Genomic DNA, 17,958 nt, shown 5'->3' on the forward strand with positions numbered 1-17,958 from the left:
TAAGACCGGGACGGTGTGGGCAAGGGGGGTTAAAACACCGCCCGGCCTTATCTCGCTACTCTGTCCATCAATCATGTTCTGGCCCTGCATTATATTCAGGCCAGATAATGGACAGAGGAAGTGCTGACCGAATTTTGAGAAGGTGATGGCATTATGCTCTGCGTTTCCAGTCCCGGCGCGATGCTGAGGTAGATAATGCAGGTCAGCATCATTGCCACTGAAATCCACGATGCAGTCTTGACTGTCAGGCCAGGACCCGCTTCCTTGCGGCTCTGCTGTTTCTGATATGTCATTTGCGATGTGGTCATTTTTGCCTCCTCAAATTGTCTTGCCCATAATATAGCAACAAGCGTGCCAGTTTTATAAGATATTGAAATATAAGTTTATTTCTATTTTACATGGTTTTGCATAATGGGGAAAACCCCAGTTAATGGGAAAAAACACTATATTTTAGCCAAGTTCTGGCTTAAGCGGATTTCATGGAACGCGAGAATCAGTTTATTGGCCAGTCAGGTGCCTTTCTGGATGCCGTGGAAAGGGCCAGCCGTGCAGCCGGTCTAGAGCGCCCAGTGCTTGTCATAGGCGAGAGGGGTACAGGTAAGGAACTTATAGCAGAGCGTTTGCACCGTCTCAGTCAGCGTTGGGATGGCCCGCTTGTTATCATGAACTGTGCTGCGCTCCCCGAGACTCTTATTGAGGCAGAATTATTTGGTCATGAAGCGGGTGCTTTTACGGGCGCGACCCGCGCACGCGAAGGCCGGTTCGAAGAAGCGGATAGGGGTACATTGTTCCTGGATGAGCTTGGTACATTGTCGATGGCGGCACAGGAACGACTTCTCCGCGCTGTGGAATATGGTGAGGTGACGCGTATTGGTTCATCGCGCCCGGTGCGCGTCGATGTACGTATTGTTGCGGCCACAAATGAGGATCTTCCTGAGCTGGTGGAGCAAGGGCGTTTCCGCGCTGATCTGCTTGACCGCCTTTCCTTTGAGGTTGTCACGCTGCCACCGTTACGGATGCGTGATGGTGATGTTGAGGTTTTGGCTGACTATTTCGGTCGGCGCATGGCGGCGGAACTTGGCTGGAATGACTGGCCGGGTTTTGGCGATCTCGCAATGCAGGCAATGGTGCGTTATCCATGGCCAGGCAACGTACGTGAATTGCGTAACGTGGTCGAACGTGCGGTTTACCGCTGGGACAATCCCGACCGCTCGGTTGACCATATCGTGTTCGATCCGTTTGAAAGCCCGTGGAAGCCGCTGCCTTCGAAAATGCATTCAAGCGAGGATGAGCCGAGTGAAAAACCCGCTTCAACCATGTCTGCTGTTGAAGAGGCGGGATCGCCCGAGCTGCAAATACTGGCCGGAATAGATGGGATTGATGATCTGAAAGCGGCGATCGATTCCCATGAAAAGACTATCCTTCAGCATGCCATGGCTAAGCACCGCTATAACCAGCGGCAGACGGCAAAGGCGCTGAGCCTCAGTTACGATCAGCTGCGCCATGCGCTGAAAAAACATGATTTGCTGGGCTGAAAAGACTCTTTAATTACCCCATTGCAAAGCCGCGAATCCTCACCTATATCATCGCTATCCCGACATTTTGGAACATGAAGGGGCTGGCGCCAGAAGGGGCCGGCACAATTGGCATTGCATATAACTGCACGAAGCCGCAGAATTTGAAAGAGACAGTATCATTGGCTGATATGGACGCATTGACACAGTTGATTGAACCCGAAGTAAAGGCTTTGGGTTTTGCGCTTGTGCGTATCAAGCTGACGGGCAGTGCAGGAGAGCGCACGTTGCAGGTTATGGCCGAACGCCCTGACACGCGGCAATTGGTGATAGAGGATTGTGCGGAACTGTCACGCAGACTGTCCGAAAAACTGGATGAGAGTGATCCGATTGAGGGCGCTTACCGTCTGGAGGTCAGTTCGCCTGGTATCGACCGCCCGCTGACGCGGCTTCAGGATTTTGCCGACTGGTCCGGTTCTGATGCACGTGTTAATCTACGCGAAGCAGTAGGCGGTAGCAAAACACTCACCGGCATTTTACGCGGTGTGGATGGGGACCAGATAAGCTTTGAGGACCGTACGGGACAAAGCTTTACTTTCGGCCATGACACTGTACATGCCGCAAAGCTGATTTTGACCGACCGCCTTATTGCGGAAACGACGCCTATCTCCGCTGATGATGCGGAAGAAATTGAAACAGAAACTCTTGAAACGGAACAGGAAGACTAACCATGGCCAGTGCCATTTCTGCAAACAAGGCTGAACTGCTGGCAATTGCGAACGCAGTTGCATCGGAAAAAATGATCGACAAAACGATCGTTATCGAAGCGATGGAAGAGGCGATCCAGCGCGCCGCGCGTGCCCGTTACGGCGCGGAAAATGATATCCGTGCAAAACTGGACCCGCAAACTGGCGATTTACGCCTGTGGCGTGTTGTTGAGGTGGTTGAGGAAGTCGAGGACTATTTCAAGCAGGTTGATCTGAAAGGCGCAAAAAAACTGGAAGACGACCCCAAGCTGGGTGATTTCATTGTTGATCCGTTACCTGCTGTCGATCTGGGCCGTATTGATGCCCAGGCTGCAAAACAGGTCATTTTTCAGAAAGTGCGTGATGCTGAACGCGAACGCCAATTTGAAGAATTCAAGGATCGCGGTGGTGAAATTATCACTGGTGTGGTGAAATCAGTCGAATTCGGTCATGTGATCGTCAATCTGGGCCGTGCAGAGGGCGTTATCCGCCGCGACCAGCAGATCCCGCGCGAAGTTGCCCGTACAGGCGACCGCATCCGCGCTCTGATCATGAAAGTGGAGCGCCAGAACCGCGGTCCACAGATTTTCCTGAGCCGCGCGCATCCCGATTTCATGCGCAAGCTATTCGCGCAGGAAGTGCCCGAAATTTATGACGGTATTATCGAGATTAAAGCGGCCGCCCGTGATCCGGGCAGCCGTGCCAAAATCGGCGTGATCAGCCATGATAGCTCGATCGATCCGGTTGGCGCATGTGTCGGCATGAAGGGTAGCCGCGTACAGGCCGTTGTGCAGGAAATGCAGGGTGAGAAAATCGACATTATTCCATGGTCTGAAGATACAGCGACATTTGTCGTGAACGCGCTTCAACCCGCAACTGTCAGCCGTGTGCTGATTGATGAGGAAGAAAGCCGCATCGAAGTGGTTGTCCCCGATGACCAGCTGTCGCTTGCCATTGGCCGCCGCGGACAGAATGTGCGTCTGGCATCGCAGCTCACCGGGTCTGCCATTGATATCATGACCGAAGCGGAATCGAGCGAGAAGCGCCAGAAAGAATTCTCCGAACGTTCCGAAATGTTCCAGAACGAGCTTGATGTTGACGAGACATTGTCGCAGCTGCTTGTTGCCGAAGGTTTCAGCGAGATGGAAGAAGTCGCCTATGTGGCGCCTGAAGAGCTTTCCAGTATTGAAGGTTTTGACGAAGAACTTGCTGCCGAGCTGCAAAGCCGTGCGCAGGAAGCTTTGGAGCGCCGCGAAGAAGCAGCACGCGGAGAGCGCCGTGAACTGGGCGTGGAAGATGATATTGCTGAAATGCCGCACCTGACTGAAGGCATGCTGGTGACACTGGGTAAGGCGGGTATCAAAACGCTTGATGACCTTGCCGATCTTGCCACGGACGAACTGGTTGCCCGCAAACGCGCCGAACCGCGCCGCCGTGATGGCAAGGGCAAGCGCAATGAGGATAAAGGCGGCATTCTGGCCAGCTATAGTCTGACCGAAGAACAGGGCAATGAGATCATCATGGCAGCCCGTGCACACTGGTTTGAAGACGAAGATGATGTGGGCAGCGATGCCGGCAAAGGGGAGGACGCAGTTGCGGAAACCCCCCAATGACACTTCAAATGATCCGGTAAGACGCTGCATCCTTTCGGGTGCGACCGCGCCCAGGGATGAGTTGATACGGCTGGCGCTTGGCCCTGAGGGTCAGGTGGCGCCCGACGTGCGCGCTGCTGCACAAGGCCGTGGCGCGTGGATCGGTGTGGCTCGTACAGAGCTCGAAGATGCTGTTGCCAAAGGCAGACTGAAAGGCGCATTGGCGCGGGCGTTCAAGGGCGAGGCAACCGATATTCCGGCTGATTTGCCTGCATTGATCGACACTGCGCTGGAACGGGCGTTTCTTGATCGCTTAGGTCTGGAAGCACGTTCGGGTAAGCTTTTCACGGGCTTTGACAAGATTAACGTCGCCGCGCGTCAGGGGCAGGTATATCTGCTTATGCATGCCGGGGATGCCAGTGAAGACGGCAACCGCAAGCTGGATCAGGCATGGCGGATGGGCAATGATGCAGAAGGCAGTAATTTGCGCGGGCTCGTCTTGCCTATAGACCGCTCCCCCCTATCTGTGGCATTGGGACGGGAAAATGTGGTCCATCTGGCAGTTACGGATCGCGCAGCGGCATCTCGCATAGGCACTATAGCGATCCGTCTGGCGCGTTATCGTGCCGGAAATATTCATGAAACCGGGTTTATGGCCGGTGTCTTGGATGAAAAAAATGGTGTTGGCACCACAGTTGGCGAGGATCATGTGATCCCTGCGATACAAGAAGAAGTAATGAAGGGCTAAGTCTGTTCGATGAGTGATAAAGAGAAAAAAGAGTCAAAACCGGCACGCAAACCACTGGGTTTGAAACGTTCGGTCGAGGCTGGAGAAGTCAAGCAGACGTTTAGCCATGGTCGTACCAACAAGGTAGTGGTTGAGGTCAAGCGCCGTAAACTGGTGGGTAAGCCGGGTGCGCAGGAAGCAGCCAAGAAAATTGATCCGGTGGCACCGCCTGAACAAAAGGCGCCTGAAAAACCGGCACCTGCGCCAGCGCCCAAACCAAAACCGAAAGCTGCAGATACACTGACCCGTCAGGAGCGACAGGAAAAGCTGCTGCGTGAAGCCGAAGAAGCACGTCTGACCGCGCTTGAGGAAACACGTCGCCGCGAAATGCAGAAAAAGAAAGAAAGTACGGCAGAAGAAAAACGCCGGGTTGAAGAAAACAAAAAAGCCAGCGCCGAAGAGAAAAAAGCAACTGAAGAAGCTGTCAAGCAGGCCAAAGATGAAGCTGCACAAAAAGCGGCGGAAGAACAAAAAGCCGCTGCGGATGCATCTGCCGCTGCAACGAGCGACAAAGCACCTGCACCGCGTAAATTTACGCCTGTCGAGCGGCCACCCCGGGCCGAACCAAAGAAACCGGCACCCAAGCCGTCGCGCTCACGTAACGAACGCCGTCAGTCGGGCAAACTGACTGTCACCAAGGCGCTGTCGCAGGGTGATGGTGGTGCACGCGCGCGTTCGCTTGCCGCACTGAAACGTGCGCGTGAAAAAGAAAAACGTGCGCAGATGGCCGGCCAGCCGCGTGAGGCCAAGCCCAAGCAGAGCCGCGAAGTCATCGTGCCCGAAGCTATTACGGTTCAGGAACTGGCTAAACGGATGGGTGAAAAGGGCGCAGACCTGGTCAAAGCGTTGTTCAACATGGACATGATGGTTACGGTAAATCAAACCATTGACGCCGATACCGCAGAATTGCTGGTTGAAGAATTTGGTCATAAAATCAATCGTGTATCCGATGATGATATCGAAATTGATGTTGAAACCGATGTTGATCCCGAAGATACGCTGAAACCGCGTCCTCCGGTTGTAACCATCATGGGGCATGTCGATCATGGCAAGACCTCGCTGCTTGACGCACTGCGTGGCACCGATGTGGTCACTGGTGAAGCGGGCGGCATTACTCAGCATATCGGCGCGTATCAGGTGAAACGCAAAGATGGCAATGTCATCACTTTCCTGGATACACCGGGGCATGAAGCCTTTACAGAAATGCGCCTGCGCGGGGCCAATGTCACCGATATCGTCATTCTGGTGGTGGCTGCCGATGATGGCCTGATGCCGCAGACGATCGAGGCGATCAATCATACCAAGGCCGCTGATGTGCCAATGATCGTCGCAATCAATAAAATCGACAAGGATGGCGCCAATCCGCAAAAAATTCGCGAACGTCTTTTGGAACATGAAGTGATTGTGGAAGCGATGTCAGGTGAAGTGCAGGATGTGGAAGTTTCCGCGCTCAAAGGCACCAACCTGGATGAACTGGTTGAAAAAATCATGCTTCAGGCGGAACTGCTTGAGCTGAAAGCCAATCCTGACCGCAATGCCGATGCGACTGTTATCGAGGCGAAGCTGGATAAGGGTCGCGGCCCGGTTGCGACGGTTCTTGTTAACCGCGGTACTTTGAAACGCGGTGACGTTTTTGTTGTCGGCGGTGAAAGCGGCAAGGTCCGTGCATTGATTGATGATAAGGGCAAGCAAGTCAAGGAAGCTGGGCCTTCGGTTCCGGTAGAAGTGCTGGGTCTGAGCGGTGTGCCATCTTCTGGTGAAAAACTCACAGTTGTCGAAAATGAACAGCGCGCGCGTGAAGTTGCCGAATACCGTAAACAAAAAGCACTTGAACAACGTACAGCCACTGCGCCTGCATCGCTCGAAAATCTGTTCTCGGGTATCAGCGATAAAGCCATTGAGTATCCTGTGCTCATCAAGGGTGATGTGCAGGGCTCGGTTGAAGCGATTGCGGGTTCTTTGAACAAGATTTCCAATGATGACATCAAAGTACGCGTTCTGCATTCAGGCGTTGGCGGCATTACAGAATCTGATGTGACATTGGCCAAGGCGTCCAATGCGCCGATTATCGGCTTTAATGTCCGCGCCAACGCGAAAGCGCGTGAAATTGCACAGCGCGAGGGCGTGCGGTTCAAATATTTCGATGTCATTTATGACCTGATCGAAGACATTAAAGGCGAAATGGCAGGTGAACTGGGACCAGAGCGCATCGAAACCGTTGTAGGACGTGCAGAAGTCAAGGAAGTCTTCCCTGCGGGCAAGAAAGACAAGGCCGCTGGCCTGTTGGTGCTCGATGGCGTCATCAAGACAGGCCATCATGCGCGCCTTACCCGCGAAGATGTTATCGTTTCGAAGACGGTCATCGCTTCGCTGCGCCGCTTCAAGGACAATGTCGACGAAGTCCGCTCTGGCCTTGAATGTGGTGTCGTGTTGGAAGACACAAATGACATTAAGGCGGGCGATACGCTTGAGGTCTTCGACGTGGAACTGAAAGAACGGGTGCTTTAACGGTACCGCTTTTGAAAGCATATGGCCAAACATAACGATACCTCTCCCGAAGGCCGCTCTGTCCGCGTTTTGCGGGTGGGGGAACAGGTGCGCCATGTCCTGTCGGAAATCCTGCTGCGCGGTGATGTGCATGATGAAGTGCTAGCCGATGCGACGGTTTCAGTGACCGAGGTGCGGATATCGCCGGATTTGCGCAATGCCACGGTCTTTATCAAGCCGTTGCTTGGTAAAGAAGAAACCGCTGTTTTGAAAGCGCTGCGTACCAATACCGCTTATCTGCAGCGTGAAGTGGCCAGGCGCATCAAGATGAAATATGCCGCAAAACTTAAATTCGTAGCTGATGAAAGCTTTGATGAAGGCGGACACGTCGAAAACCTACTACGGGAACCCAAAGTAGCACAGGATCTGGATCAGGCTGAATAGAGTTTCTATCAAACCTGCTTTCACTCATGGCTGAATGGCATTAGGGAGGGGTATGGCCAAACTCTATTTCTACTATGCCTCTATGAACGCGGGCAAATCGACAACGCTGTTGCAGGCGGATTTCAATTACCGTGAGCGCGGCATGGAGACTATGTTGTGGACCGCAGCGCTCGATAACCGGTATGACACTGGCGTTATAACATCGCGTATCGGTTTGCAGGCGGATGCGAACCTGTTTGATCCTGACACTGATATGCTGGCCGCCATTACGGCAGAAAGTGGCGCTCGCAAACTGGCATGTGTGATGGTCGATGAAGCCCAGTTTTTAAGTAAAGAGCAGGTGTTTGAGTTGGCCAATGTGTGCGATACGCTGGGCATTCCGGTGCTGGCCTATGGTTTGCGCACCGATTTTCAGGCGGAGCTATTCCCGGGCAGCGCGCAGTTGCTGGCGCTGGCGGACTCTCTGGTGGAACTGAAAGCTGTATGCGAGTGCGGGCGAAAGTCGACCATGAACCTGCGTGTCGATGAAAATGGCAAAGCGGTAAAGGCGGGTGCCCAAACCGAAGTCGGCGGTAATGACCGCTATGTCGCGCTGTGCCGCAAGCATTTTACCGAAGCATTGAACAATGGCTGATATTGGCGGACTGTCATGTACGTTGCAGGAAGGCGATGTAAGGCTTGAACCGCTGGCTGACCGGCATATTGAGCCATTGCGCGTGGCATGTGCGGAAGATCGGGAAATCTGGGAGATTTTCCCAGTTTCCCTGATTGACGATTTTGACGAAACCATCAAGCGGATGCACGCTACCAATGATTGGGTGCGCTTTGCTGTTATCAACGAAGAGACAGATAAGGTTGTTGGTATGACCAACTATATCAGGCCGGACGTTCATGGTGTCGTTGAAATTGGTGGAACCTATATTGCACCGTCTGTACGTGGAACCGGTTTCAATCGTATTATGAAAAAGCTCCTAATCGATCATGCTTTTGCGAGTGGTTTCCGGAAAATCGAATTTCGGGTGGACACGCGTAACAAGCGTTCCATGGCGGCTGTACTGAAACTAGGGGCGAAACAGGAAGGCATCCTGCGCAAAAACCTTGTGACCTGGACAGGATATGTACGTGACTCTGCTGTATTTGGTCTGATGCAAGATGAATGGAACGGATAATGGACGACACGAATATTATTTATACTGTTGCGACATGGCTGATCCCGCTTATGCTCGCGATTGTATTTCATGAAGTTGCCCATGGCTGGGTCGCGCGCTATTTCGGTGACCCGACTGCGGCCAGTTTGGGGCGGCTGACACTGAACCCGATCAAGCATGTCGATCCAATCGGTACCGTTGCGCTGCCGACCCTGCTTGCTGTTACCGGGGCGCCAATATTCGGGTGGGCAAAACCCGTCCCTGTCGTGCAAAGTCGGCTGCGCAATCCGCGCTGGCATATGATGGCTGTGGCCTTCGCGGGGCCGGGGATAAACCTGATCCTTGGCTTTTTCGCGGTTGCTGCGATGGCGCTTATGGTAAACATCATGGGTGAGGGCGCAGATTTTGGCACAGTGAGCGGATTCATTTTTGATAATCTGCGTAACTTTATGATTATCAACATTTTTCTGGCATTATTCAATCTCCTGCCGGTACCACCATTTGATGGTTCGCATATTGTGGAGGGTATTTTGCCACCACCGCTTGCGGAAAAATATGCGTCCTTGCGCAAATATAGCCTGCCGATCCTGCTTTTACTGCTGCTGGTCCTGCCGATGGTTTTTCCAGAGGCGCGGATTATCGAGCGAGTGATTTTGCCACCAGTTGTTTTTGTTATTAATTTCTATCTTGGAATATTCGGCCTGAATGTCTGAGCCGCACATCAATGGCTGGATTATTCTGGACAAACCGTTGGAACTGGGGTCGACACAGGCTGTGGGCGCAGTGAAGCGTAACTTGCGTGAAGGCGGCTATCCAAAAACAAAGACAGGGCATGGCGGGACACTTGATCCGTTGGCGACGGGCGTGCTGCCCATTGCGCTGGGGGAGGCAACCAAACTTGCCGGGCGGATGCTGGATGCCAGCAAGATATATGAATTCACCATCGCGTTTGGTGCGGAAACTTCGACCCTGGATGTTGAAGGTGAGGTAACGGAAACTTCGGATGTGCGCCCGTCACCTGCTGCGATTGTATCGGTTCTGTCCGAATTTATGGGGCCAATTCAGCAGGTCCCACCCAAATATTCCGCTCTCAAGGTGGAAGGGAAGCGTGCCTATGATCTGGCGCGGGCGGGAGAAGATTTTGCGCTGAAAATGCGGACTGTGACGATTTACGAGCTCAAAACCACTGGTCCTGTCTCTGCTGATAGCGTCACTCTCATGGCCCATGTATCCAAGGGAACATATATCCGCTCTCTCGCGCGTGATATTGCGTGTAAGCTGGGTACAGTGGGTCATGTCACCATGCTACGCCGGATAAAGGCGGGACCTTTTGATCTTTCGCATGCGATTTCGCTGGACAAACTCAACGAAATTGGTAAAGGCGCACCCCTAGATGACATAATCTTGCCGATGAAGGCAGGGCTGGACGACATCCCGGCTCTTGACCTTAATCCCGAACAGGCAAGGAGGCTCCGACTGGGGCAGGTCGATATCGGGATTGTCGCGGACGACGGGCAATATTGGGCGCGGGATGGAGAAGGCTCTCCGGTCGCACTTATACGGCTTGAAAACAGTAGAACCATTATCGAACGCGGGTTTAATGTTTAAGATGTTCGAAGGAATGAATTAAATGACTATTACTGCAGAACGCAAAGCAGAAGTGATCGCTGAACACGCACTTGAAAAAGGTGATACAGGTTCCCCCGAAGTACAGGTGGCTATCCTGACCGAACGGATCACAAACCTGACCGAGCACTTTAAAGGTCACCACAAAGACAACCACAGCCGTCGCGGTCTTTTGATGATGGTCAACAAGCGTCGTTCGCTGCTCGACTATCTTCGCAAGAAAGATGAAGGTCGTTATAATGACCTGATCGCGAAACTGGGTCTTCGTAAATAAGAATATGATGGGCGGCTCCTTTTGGGGCCGCTTTTCGTTTGGGTTATTGGCGACAGGACATTGAATCCAGCCTTTAATCAAAAAGGGATTGAACCGGCAATTCGGCAGGTTCGGCCCAAGCGGAGCAAAAAAAACGCTCCCGAACCGATCCGGGCCGGACAGCCCGGAAAATGAAGACAGACCCGCCGCAATAGGGCGTGCGGGACTGAATAGGAAAAAATCATATGTTTGATGTTAAAAAAGTAGAAATGGAGTGGGGCGGACAGACCCTCACTCTGGAAACGGGCCGTATTGCCCGTCAGGCCGATGGTGCGGTACTCGCAACGCTCGGCGAAACAGTGGTGCTGTGCGCAGTCACTGCTGCCAAATCGGTGCGTGAAGGACAGGACTTCTTCCCACTCACCGTACATTATCAGGAAAAATTCTCTGCTGCCGGCCGTATTCCCGGTGGTTTTTTCAAGCGCGAAGGCCGTGCGACGGAAAAAGAAACGCTGACATGTCGTTTGATTGACCGTCCTTGCCGCCCGCTATTTCCCGAAGGTTTCTATAACGAGATCAACGTGATTTGCCAGGTTATGAGCTATGATGGCGTCAATGAGCCTGATGTTCTAGCGATGGTTGCAGCTTCTGCTGCACTGACCATTTCCGGTGTGCCTTTCATGGGCCCAATCGGTGCAGCGCGTGTTGGCTATAAAGAAGGCGAATATCAGCTGAACCCTTCCATGGAAGAAGTTGCGACAGGCGACCTTGATCTGGTTGTTGCCGGTACGCAGGGCGCAGTGATGATGGTTGAATCGGAAGCGAAAGAACTTGCCGAAGATGTCATGCTTGGCGCGGTGCAATTCGCGCATGACGCGTGTAAGGACGTTGCTGGCTTGATCATTGATCTGGCTGAACAAGCTGCAAAAGAACCTTGGGAATTAGCTGCTACTGAAGATAATAGCGGCATCAAGGAAGACCTGCGTAAGCTAGTTGGTAAAGATATCGCCGCAGCTTACAAACTAACCGACAAATCTGCACGTTCAGAAGCGTTGAATGCGGTTCGCGACAAAGCCAAAGAGAAATATGCCGAAGAAGACGGCCAGACTCAGATGACCGCTGGTAAGATGGTCAAAAAACTGGAAGCTGAAATCGTTCGCGGTGCAATCATTAAAGATGGCACCCGTATTGACGGCCGTAAGCTGGATCAGGTTCGCCCGATCGAAGCAATGGTTGGTTTATTGCCACGTACGCACGGCTCTTCGCTGTTCACGCGCGGTGAAACACAGGCAATTGTGACCACAACGCTTGGCACAAAAGACGCTGAGCAGATGATCGATGGGCTTGATGGTTTGAGCTACACCAACTTTATGCTGCACTATAATTTCCCGCCATATTCGGTGGGTGAAGTTGGGCGTTTTGGTTTCACCAGCCGCCGCGAAACCGGGCACGGTAAACTTGCATTCCGTGCGCTGCGTCCGGTACTGCCAACGGTTGAGGATTTCCCTTACACCATCCGCGTATTGTCTGACATCACCGAGTCTAACGGTTCATCTTCGATGGCAACCGTTTGTGGTGGTTCATTGGCGATGATGGACGCAGGTGTGCCGTTGGCGCGTCCTGTTTCGGGTATCGCAATGGGCTTGATTCTCGAAGGTGATGAGTTTGCGGTTCTGTCCGACATCCTCGGCGACGAAGATCATCTTGGTGATATGGACTTCAAAGTGGCTGGTACCGAAGCAGGTATCACTTCGCTGCAGATGGACATTAAAGTTGCGGGTATTACGCAGGAAATCATGAAATCTGCTCTTGAGCAGGCAAGCGGCGGCCGTGCACACATCCTAGGTGAAATGTCGAAAGCATTGTCATCAGTCCGTACCGAAATGTCAGAGCACGCGCCGCGTATCGAAACGCTGCAGATCAATAAAGAGAAGATCCGCGACGTTATCGGCACTGGCGGTAAGGTTATTCGCGAAATCGTCGCGGAAACTGGTGCGAAAGTCGATATTGACGATGAAGGCCTGATCAAGGTTTCTTCTTCTGATAAATCACAGATTGAAGCGGCGCTGAAATGGATTGAAGGCATTGTTGAAGAAGCTGAAGTCGGCAAGATTTACGACGGTAAAGTTGTAAACCTGGTTGATTTTGGTGCGTTCGTGAACTTCATGGGCGGCAAGGACGGCTTGGTCCATGTATCCGAAATCAAGAATGAGCGTGTCGAGAAAGTTTCCGACGAACTGTCCGAAGGTCAGGAAGTCAAAGTGAAAGTTCTCGAAATCGACCAGCGCGGCAAAGTTCGCCTGTCGATGCGTGTTGTTGACCAGGAAACCGGTGAAGAGCTGGAAGATACACGTCCTCCGCGTGAAAATAAGCGTGGCGGTGATCGCGGCCGTAGCCGTGGTCCGCGCCGTGATGGCGATGGTGGCCGTGGTCGTTCAGGCGGCGGTCGTGGCCGTGGTCGCAACGACGATAGCGGCAATAAAGAGGGCGGCGATGCCCCATTGCCTGACTTTATCACGGGCGATGACGATTAATCATTGCAAGCCAAATTAATCTGCCAGTCATTTGGCAGATATTAAGAGGGTCCGGCAATCATGCCGGGCCCTTTTTGTTTGTGCTGAGTTGCCGCATAGTTTTTTCTATATTCACTTGGCCTCGTGTGCCTTTGCCGATAGAAGGATATCCATGAAAAATCTTATCATCAGATCCACTGCCGTAGGCCTTGCCACCCTTTCGCTCTCCGCATGTGCAACCAGCTCGAACAAGGTTGATACCAGCTATATTGCACGCGATGTGAATACATTATATTCTGCGGCAAAAGATCGCCTGGACCGCGGCCAGACGAAACTGGCGGCTGCATTGTTTGATGAAGTGGAGCGGCAGCACCCTTATTCGCCATGGGCCCGCCGTGCACAGTTGATGAGTTCGTTCAGCTATTACCTTGATAGTGATTACAACAAATCGATCCAGTCGGCACAGCGTTTCCTGTCAATCCACCCGGGTAACAAGGATGCGCCTTATGCCTATTACCTGATTGCGCTCAATTATTATGAACAGATTAGCGATGTTACACGCGATCAGAAAACCACCGAGCAGGCTCTGGCCGCACTGGGCGAGGTGATCCGCCGTTATCCGCAGTCACGCTATGCAGCCGATGCTAAACTCAAAATCGACCTTGTGAACGACCATCTGGCGGGCAAGGAAATGGAAATTGGCCGTTTCTATCAGCGCAGTGGGCGTTGGCTTGCAGCAACCGTTCGTTTTCGCAAGGTGATTGATGATTACCAAACCACCAACCACGCGCCCGAAGCGCTGATGCGCCTTACCGAAAGCTATCTGTCACTGGGTATTCCCGAAGAAGCGAAAAAATCGGCCGCCGTGCTGGGTGCCAACTACCCGGGCAGCAAGTGGTATGAGCGCGCATATGAGTTGATTCAGAAACATACGAGCTGACCTTTCAGTTCTTTATTTGTTCTGAAGCCGTGATGGCTGGAATATTGCAAAAAATGCTGTAATGTCACGGTGAAGATTCCGTTTTGTCCGGAATCATGCGACATGTCCTGTTTGGGGTGGTTTTTGTTACAGTCACTGGCAATCCGTAATGTTGTCCTGATCGAAGCTCTTGACCTTGATTTCGGGCAGGGGCTGGGTGTGCTGACCGGTGAGACGGGTGCAGGCAAGTCGATATTGCTCGATGCATTGGGTCTCGCCATGGGTAAACGCGCAGATACGGCTCTTGTGCGTGCAGGCACCGACCGCGCCGTTGTAACGGCAAGTTTCGATACGCCTGCATCTGGCGGCGCAATTGCGGCGTTGCTCACCGATAATGATATTGATATCGAACCGGGTGAGCCTTTGCTGGTGCGGCGGCAGGTGAAAGCCGATGGCGGTAGCAGGGCATTTGTCAATGACCAGCCAGTGTCAGCTGCACTGCTGCGTGAACTTTCGCGGCTGCTGGTGGAAATTCATGGCCAGCACGATGATCGCGGCCTTATCAATCCACGCGGCCACCGCGATATGCTGGACAGTTTTGGCGGCTGCGACCTTGAGAGCGTCAAGGTGGCGTGGCAGGCGTGGCAGGCGGCGGAGACGGAATACCGCGTCGCAAAAGATGCATTTGAAAATGCCAATCATGACCGCGAACTATTGATCCATAATATCCAGGAACTTAGGGATTTTGCGCCTGAGGAAGGCGAGGAAGAGCGGCTTGCACTCGAACGTGCGACGATGCAGAAAGGTGAGCGCCTGACCGAAGATCTGGCTGATATAGCCAAAGTCTGGGATGGTTCGAAAAGCCCATTGGCACAGCTTCGTGTCGCGGCGCGCAAGCTCGACCGGATAGCGGCGGATCATCCCTTGCTGGGCGAAGCGTTAGGTGCGCTTGACCGTGCCGTGATCGAAGCGAGTGAAGCGGAAGACAAGCTGAATAGTGCGGCAGAGGCGCTGCATTTTGACCCCGAATATCTGGATGGGCTGGAACGCCGCCTGTTCGATCTGCGCGCGCTGGCACGCAAACATGATTGTACCGGGATTGAATTGCCGAACAAACTTGCCGAATGGGAAGCCGAACTGGAAAATATTGATACCAGCGGTAATCGCTTAGGGGGCCTTAAAAAAGCAGCGGATGCGGCGCAGCAGGCATATCGCAAAGCCGCCGAAAAGCTGCATAAACAGCGGGTAACAGCGGGGAAACGACTGGATAAGGCAGTTGCAGATGAACTGGCTCCGCTTAAACTGGATGCTGCCAAGTTTCAGACGTCGGTTGAAGCCCTGCCGGATGACAAAGCCGGGCCGGGCGGTTCAGACCATGTCGAATTCCTTATCTCGACCAACCCAGGCGCTGATTTTGCACCGCTCATGAAAATTGCCAGTGGCGGTGAATTGTCGCGCTTTATCCTCGCGCTTAAAGTTGCGTTGGCCGAGCAAGGCGGAGCCGAAACAATGATTTTCGATGAAATCGACCGCGGCGTCGGCGGCGCGGTGGCGAGCGCTATCGGCGACAGGCTCGCGCGTCTTTCTGAAAATGGGCAGACACTGGTCGTCACCCACAGCCCGCAGGTTGCCGCGCGCGGCTCACGCCATTATTTCATCACCAAATCGTCCGAGGGGACAGTGACGCGCACCGATGTAACCGCGCTCGATGAAGCCGCACGAAGGCAAGAAATCGCCCGTATGCTGTCGGGCGCCGAGGTGACACCGGAAGCACGAGCGCAGGCGGATAGATTATTGGAGGGGGTGTGAATTGAACAAGGTATCAATTCAGGACATGAGTGAAGCCGATGTCGCCAATGAACTGATGCGTCTGGCCAAGCAGATTACACGTCATAATCAGCTCTATCATGCCAATGATGCGCCTGAAATCAGCGATGCGGAATATGATGCGCTGGTGCGGCGCAATAATGAGCTGGAAGGGGCGTTTCCCCATCTGGTGCGCGAGGATAGCCCGAATAAGCAGGTGGGGGCTGCAGTGGAAAGCTCTCCGCTATCCAAAGTCACGCACGAACAGCGCATGATGAGCCTGGATAACGGTTTTTCGGATGAGGATATTGCCGATTTCATCGCCCGTGTGCGGCGTTACCTGAATCTGGGCGAGGATGAGGTTGTCGCCATGACGGCCGAAGACAAGATTGACGGGCTGTCTGTGGCGCTGCGCTATGAACAGGGCGCTCTGGTGCAGGCTGCGACGCGCGGCGATGGGCAGGTGGGGGAAGATGTTACCGCCAATGTCCGTATGATTGAGGATATTCCGCAGCGACTGGTAGGCAATGTGCCCGATATTTTTGAGATTCGCGGCGAAATCTATATGTCCAAAGCCGATTTTGAAGGACTCAATACCCGTCTGATGGAAGAAGCGAAGGCTGCTGTCCCTATGAAAGATGAGGAGTTTGATCCTGCGAAAGTTCGTCAGTTTGCCAATCCGCGTAATGCGGCTGCTGGGTCACTCAGACAAAAGGATGCGCAGGTAACCGCGTCGCGGCCGCTCAAATTCTGGGCGCATGGCTGGGGCGTGGCGAGCGCGCTGCCCGCCGAGACACAAATGGGCGTGATGCAGGCAATTGCGTCATGGGGAGTACCCTTGTCACCGCTGGTGCAGCGTTTTGAAACGCTTGATGTCATACTTGCACATTATCGTAGGATTGAATCAGAACGTGCTGAATTACCTTATGATATTGATGGTGTTGTCTATAAAGTTGATCGGCTCGACTGGCAGCAGCGACTTGGCTTTGTGGCCAAGGCACCGCGCTGGGCACTGGCGCATAAATTCCCGGCAGAGCAGGCGCAAACGACGCTAGAGGCGATCGATATACAGGTGGGGCGTACAGGCAAGCTGACCCCGGTGGGTCGGCTCACACCGGTGACTGTTGGCGGTGTGGTGGTGTCCAATGTCACGCTGCATAACCGCGACGAGATTGCGCGTCTGGGCGTACGGCCCGATGACCGGGTAAAAGTGCAGCGGGCGGGCGATGTCATACCGCAGATTGTTGAAAATCTTACCCGTGATGAACCGCGTGATCCATATATGTTTCCTGATCATTGCCCGCGCTGTGACAGCGAAGCAGTTGCTGAAGAAGGCGAAGTCGATGTGCGCTGTACGGGCGGTCTGATCTGCCCTGCACAGCGCGCCCAGCGGCTCATTCACTTTGTAAGCCGCGCCGCGCTCGATATTGAGGGGCTGGGCGAGAAAAGCGTACTTGAATTTCTCGATGCGGGTCTGATTGAAAGTCCTGCCGACATTTTCCGCCTGCATACCCACCGTGATACGGTACTGGCGCGTGAAGGATGGCAGGACAAGTCTGTGGATAATCTGTTGAAATCTGTTGAAGGTAGGCGCACGGGCGATCCGGCACGCTTCCTGTTCGGCCTTGGCATACGGCATATTGGCGCGGTTACGGCGCGTGACCTTGTCAAGAATTTCAAATCGATAGGCGGTATCAAGGCTCTCGGCATCAAACTGGCGTCTGGCGATGGGGATGCGCGTGAGGAGCTGACTTCAATTGATGGCATTGGTCCGACCGTTGCCGATGCGCTGGCCGGCTTTTTTCATGAAGAGCATAACCGGGCGGCATGGGATGACCTGTTCAGTGAAGCCAAGCCGCCGGAATATGTTTCCACCGAGCGTGAGACCGAATGGACCGGCAAAACCATTGTCTTCACAGGCAAGCTGGAAACGATGAGCCGGGATGAAGCCAAGGCACAGGCGGAATCACTGGGCGCAAAAGCGGCGGGATCCGTGTCATCGAAAACGGACCTTGTCGTGGCGGGGCCGGGCGCGGGATCAAAACTGAAAAAGGCTGAAAGTCTGGGCATTCGGACAACTGATGAGGCAGGCTGGGCCGCGATACTGACGAACGCGCGGTAAG

16 protein-coding genes are annotated in these 17,958 nt (G+C 53.5%); 15 read left to right on the forward strand and 1 reads right to left on the reverse strand.

Going from position 1 to position 17,958, the window contains the following annotated elements; genetic code table 11:
- Positions 1 to 95: 95 nt before the first annotated feature.
- Positions 96 to 308, reverse strand: a complete 213-nt coding sequence (locus tag G6Q15_RS07210; protein ID WP_164117214.1) for a hypothetical protein — start codon at positions 306 to 308, stop codon at positions 96 to 98.
- A gap of 171 nt (positions 309 to 479) precedes the next feature.
- Between G6Q15_RS07210 and pspF the strand changes: the two genes are divergently transcribed.
- The 15 genes from pspF (at position 480) to ligA (ending at position 17,957) form a co-directional block, all read left to right on the forward strand.
- Positions 480 to 1,535 carry a phage shock protein operon transcriptional activator gene (gene pspF / locus G6Q15_RS07215; RefSeq protein WP_164117216.1) on the forward strand — a complete coding sequence of 352 codons (1,056 nt, stop codon included), beginning with the start codon at positions 480 to 482 and terminating at the stop codon, positions 1,533 to 1,535.
- A 161-nt stretch (positions 1,536 to 1,696) separates the two neighbouring features.
- Positions 1,697 to 2,242, forward strand: a complete 546-nt coding sequence (rimP, locus tag G6Q15_RS07220; protein ID WP_164117326.1) for a ribosome maturation protein RimP — start codon at positions 1,697 to 1,699, stop codon at positions 2,240 to 2,242.
- A gap of 2 nt (positions 2,243 to 2,244) precedes the next feature.
- A complete protein-coding gene (gene nusA / locus G6Q15_RS07225; protein WP_164117217.1) occupies positions 2,245 to 3,873 on the forward strand; it encodes a transcription termination factor NusA in 1,629 nt (542 codons plus the stop codon).
- Positions 3,854 to 4,600, forward strand: coding sequence for a DUF448 domain-containing protein (locus tag G6Q15_RS07230; protein WP_240330797.1), 747 nt, complete (start codon positions 3,854 to 3,856; stop codon positions 4,598 to 4,600). Before nusA ends, G6Q15_RS07230 begins: the two co-directional genes overlap by 20 nt.
- A 9-nt stretch (positions 4,601 to 4,609) precedes the next feature.
- The gene (gene infB / locus G6Q15_RS07235) at positions 4,610 to 7,147 is read left to right on the forward strand and encodes a translation initiation factor IF-2 (RefSeq protein ID WP_164117219.1); all 2,538 of its coding nucleotides are present in this window, start codon (positions 4,610 to 4,612) and stop codon (positions 7,145 to 7,147) included.
- Positions 7,148 to 7,168: 21 nt separating this feature from the next.
- Positions 7,169 to 7,570 (forward strand): 30S ribosome-binding factor RbfA, encoded by a 402-nt coding sequence (gene rbfA, locus G6Q15_RS07240; protein WP_164117220.1) that lies wholly within the window; start codon positions 7,169 to 7,171, stop codon positions 7,568 to 7,570.
- A 52-nt stretch (positions 7,571 to 7,622) separates the two neighbouring features.
- Complete coding sequence (locus tag G6Q15_RS07245) at positions 7,623 to 8,204, forward strand: thymidine kinase (protein WP_164117222.1); 582 nt, start codon at positions 7,623 to 7,625, stop codon at positions 8,202 to 8,204.
- On the forward strand, positions 8,197 to 8,739 hold the full coding sequence (locus tag G6Q15_RS07250; protein WP_164117224.1) for a GNAT family protein: 543 nt from the start codon (positions 8,197 to 8,199) through the stop codon (positions 8,737 to 8,739). The genes G6Q15_RS07245 and G6Q15_RS07250 overlap by 8 nt, the downstream gene beginning before the upstream one ends.
- Positions 8,739 to 9,431 carry a site-2 protease family protein gene (locus tag G6Q15_RS07255; RefSeq protein ID WP_164117225.1) on the forward strand — a complete coding sequence of 231 codons (693 nt, stop codon included), beginning with the start codon at positions 8,739 to 8,741 and terminating at the stop codon, positions 9,429 to 9,431. Before G6Q15_RS07250 ends, G6Q15_RS07255 begins: the two co-directional genes overlap by 1 nt.
- A complete protein-coding gene (truB, locus tag G6Q15_RS07260) occupies positions 9,424 to 10,326 on the forward strand; it encodes a tRNA pseudouridine(55) synthase TruB (RefSeq protein ID WP_164117228.1) in 903 nt (300 codons plus the stop codon). Before G6Q15_RS07255 ends, truB begins: the two co-directional genes overlap by 8 nt.
- A 22-nt stretch (positions 10,327 to 10,348) precedes the next feature.
- The gene (gene rpsO / locus G6Q15_RS07265; RefSeq protein WP_164117229.1) at positions 10,349 to 10,618 is read left to right on the forward strand and encodes a 30S ribosomal protein S15; all 270 of its coding nucleotides are present in this window, start codon (positions 10,349 to 10,351) and stop codon (positions 10,616 to 10,618) included.
- A 224-nt stretch (positions 10,619 to 10,842) separates the two neighbouring features.
- Positions 10,843 to 13,131, forward strand: a complete 2,289-nt coding sequence (gene pnp / locus G6Q15_RS07270; protein ID WP_164117231.1) for a polyribonucleotide nucleotidyltransferase — start codon at positions 10,843 to 10,845, stop codon at positions 13,129 to 13,131.
- A 151-nt stretch (positions 13,132 to 13,282) separates the two neighbouring features.
- On the forward strand, positions 13,283 to 14,050 hold the full coding sequence (locus G6Q15_RS07275) for an outer membrane protein assembly factor BamD (RefSeq protein WP_164117233.1): 768 nt from the start codon (positions 13,283 to 13,285) through the stop codon (positions 14,048 to 14,050).
- A 123-nt stretch (positions 14,051 to 14,173) separates the two neighbouring features.
- Positions 14,174 to 15,838, forward strand: coding sequence for a DNA repair protein RecN (gene recN / locus G6Q15_RS07280; RefSeq protein WP_164117236.1), 1,665 nt, complete (start codon positions 14,174 to 14,176; stop codon positions 15,836 to 15,838).
- A 25-nt stretch (positions 15,839 to 15,863) separates the two neighbouring features.
- Positions 15,864 to 17,957, forward strand: a complete 2,094-nt coding sequence (ligA, locus tag G6Q15_RS07285) for an NAD-dependent DNA ligase LigA (RefSeq protein WP_164117331.1) — start codon at positions 15,864 to 15,866, stop codon at positions 17,955 to 17,957.
- Position 17,958: the final 1 nt, after the last annotated feature.

Source organism: Sphingorhabdus sp. Alg239-R122 (assembly GCF_900537065.1).
In the GTDB taxonomy this organism is placed as follows: Bacteria; Pseudomonadota; Alphaproteobacteria; order Sphingomonadales; family Sphingomonadaceae; genus Alg239-R122.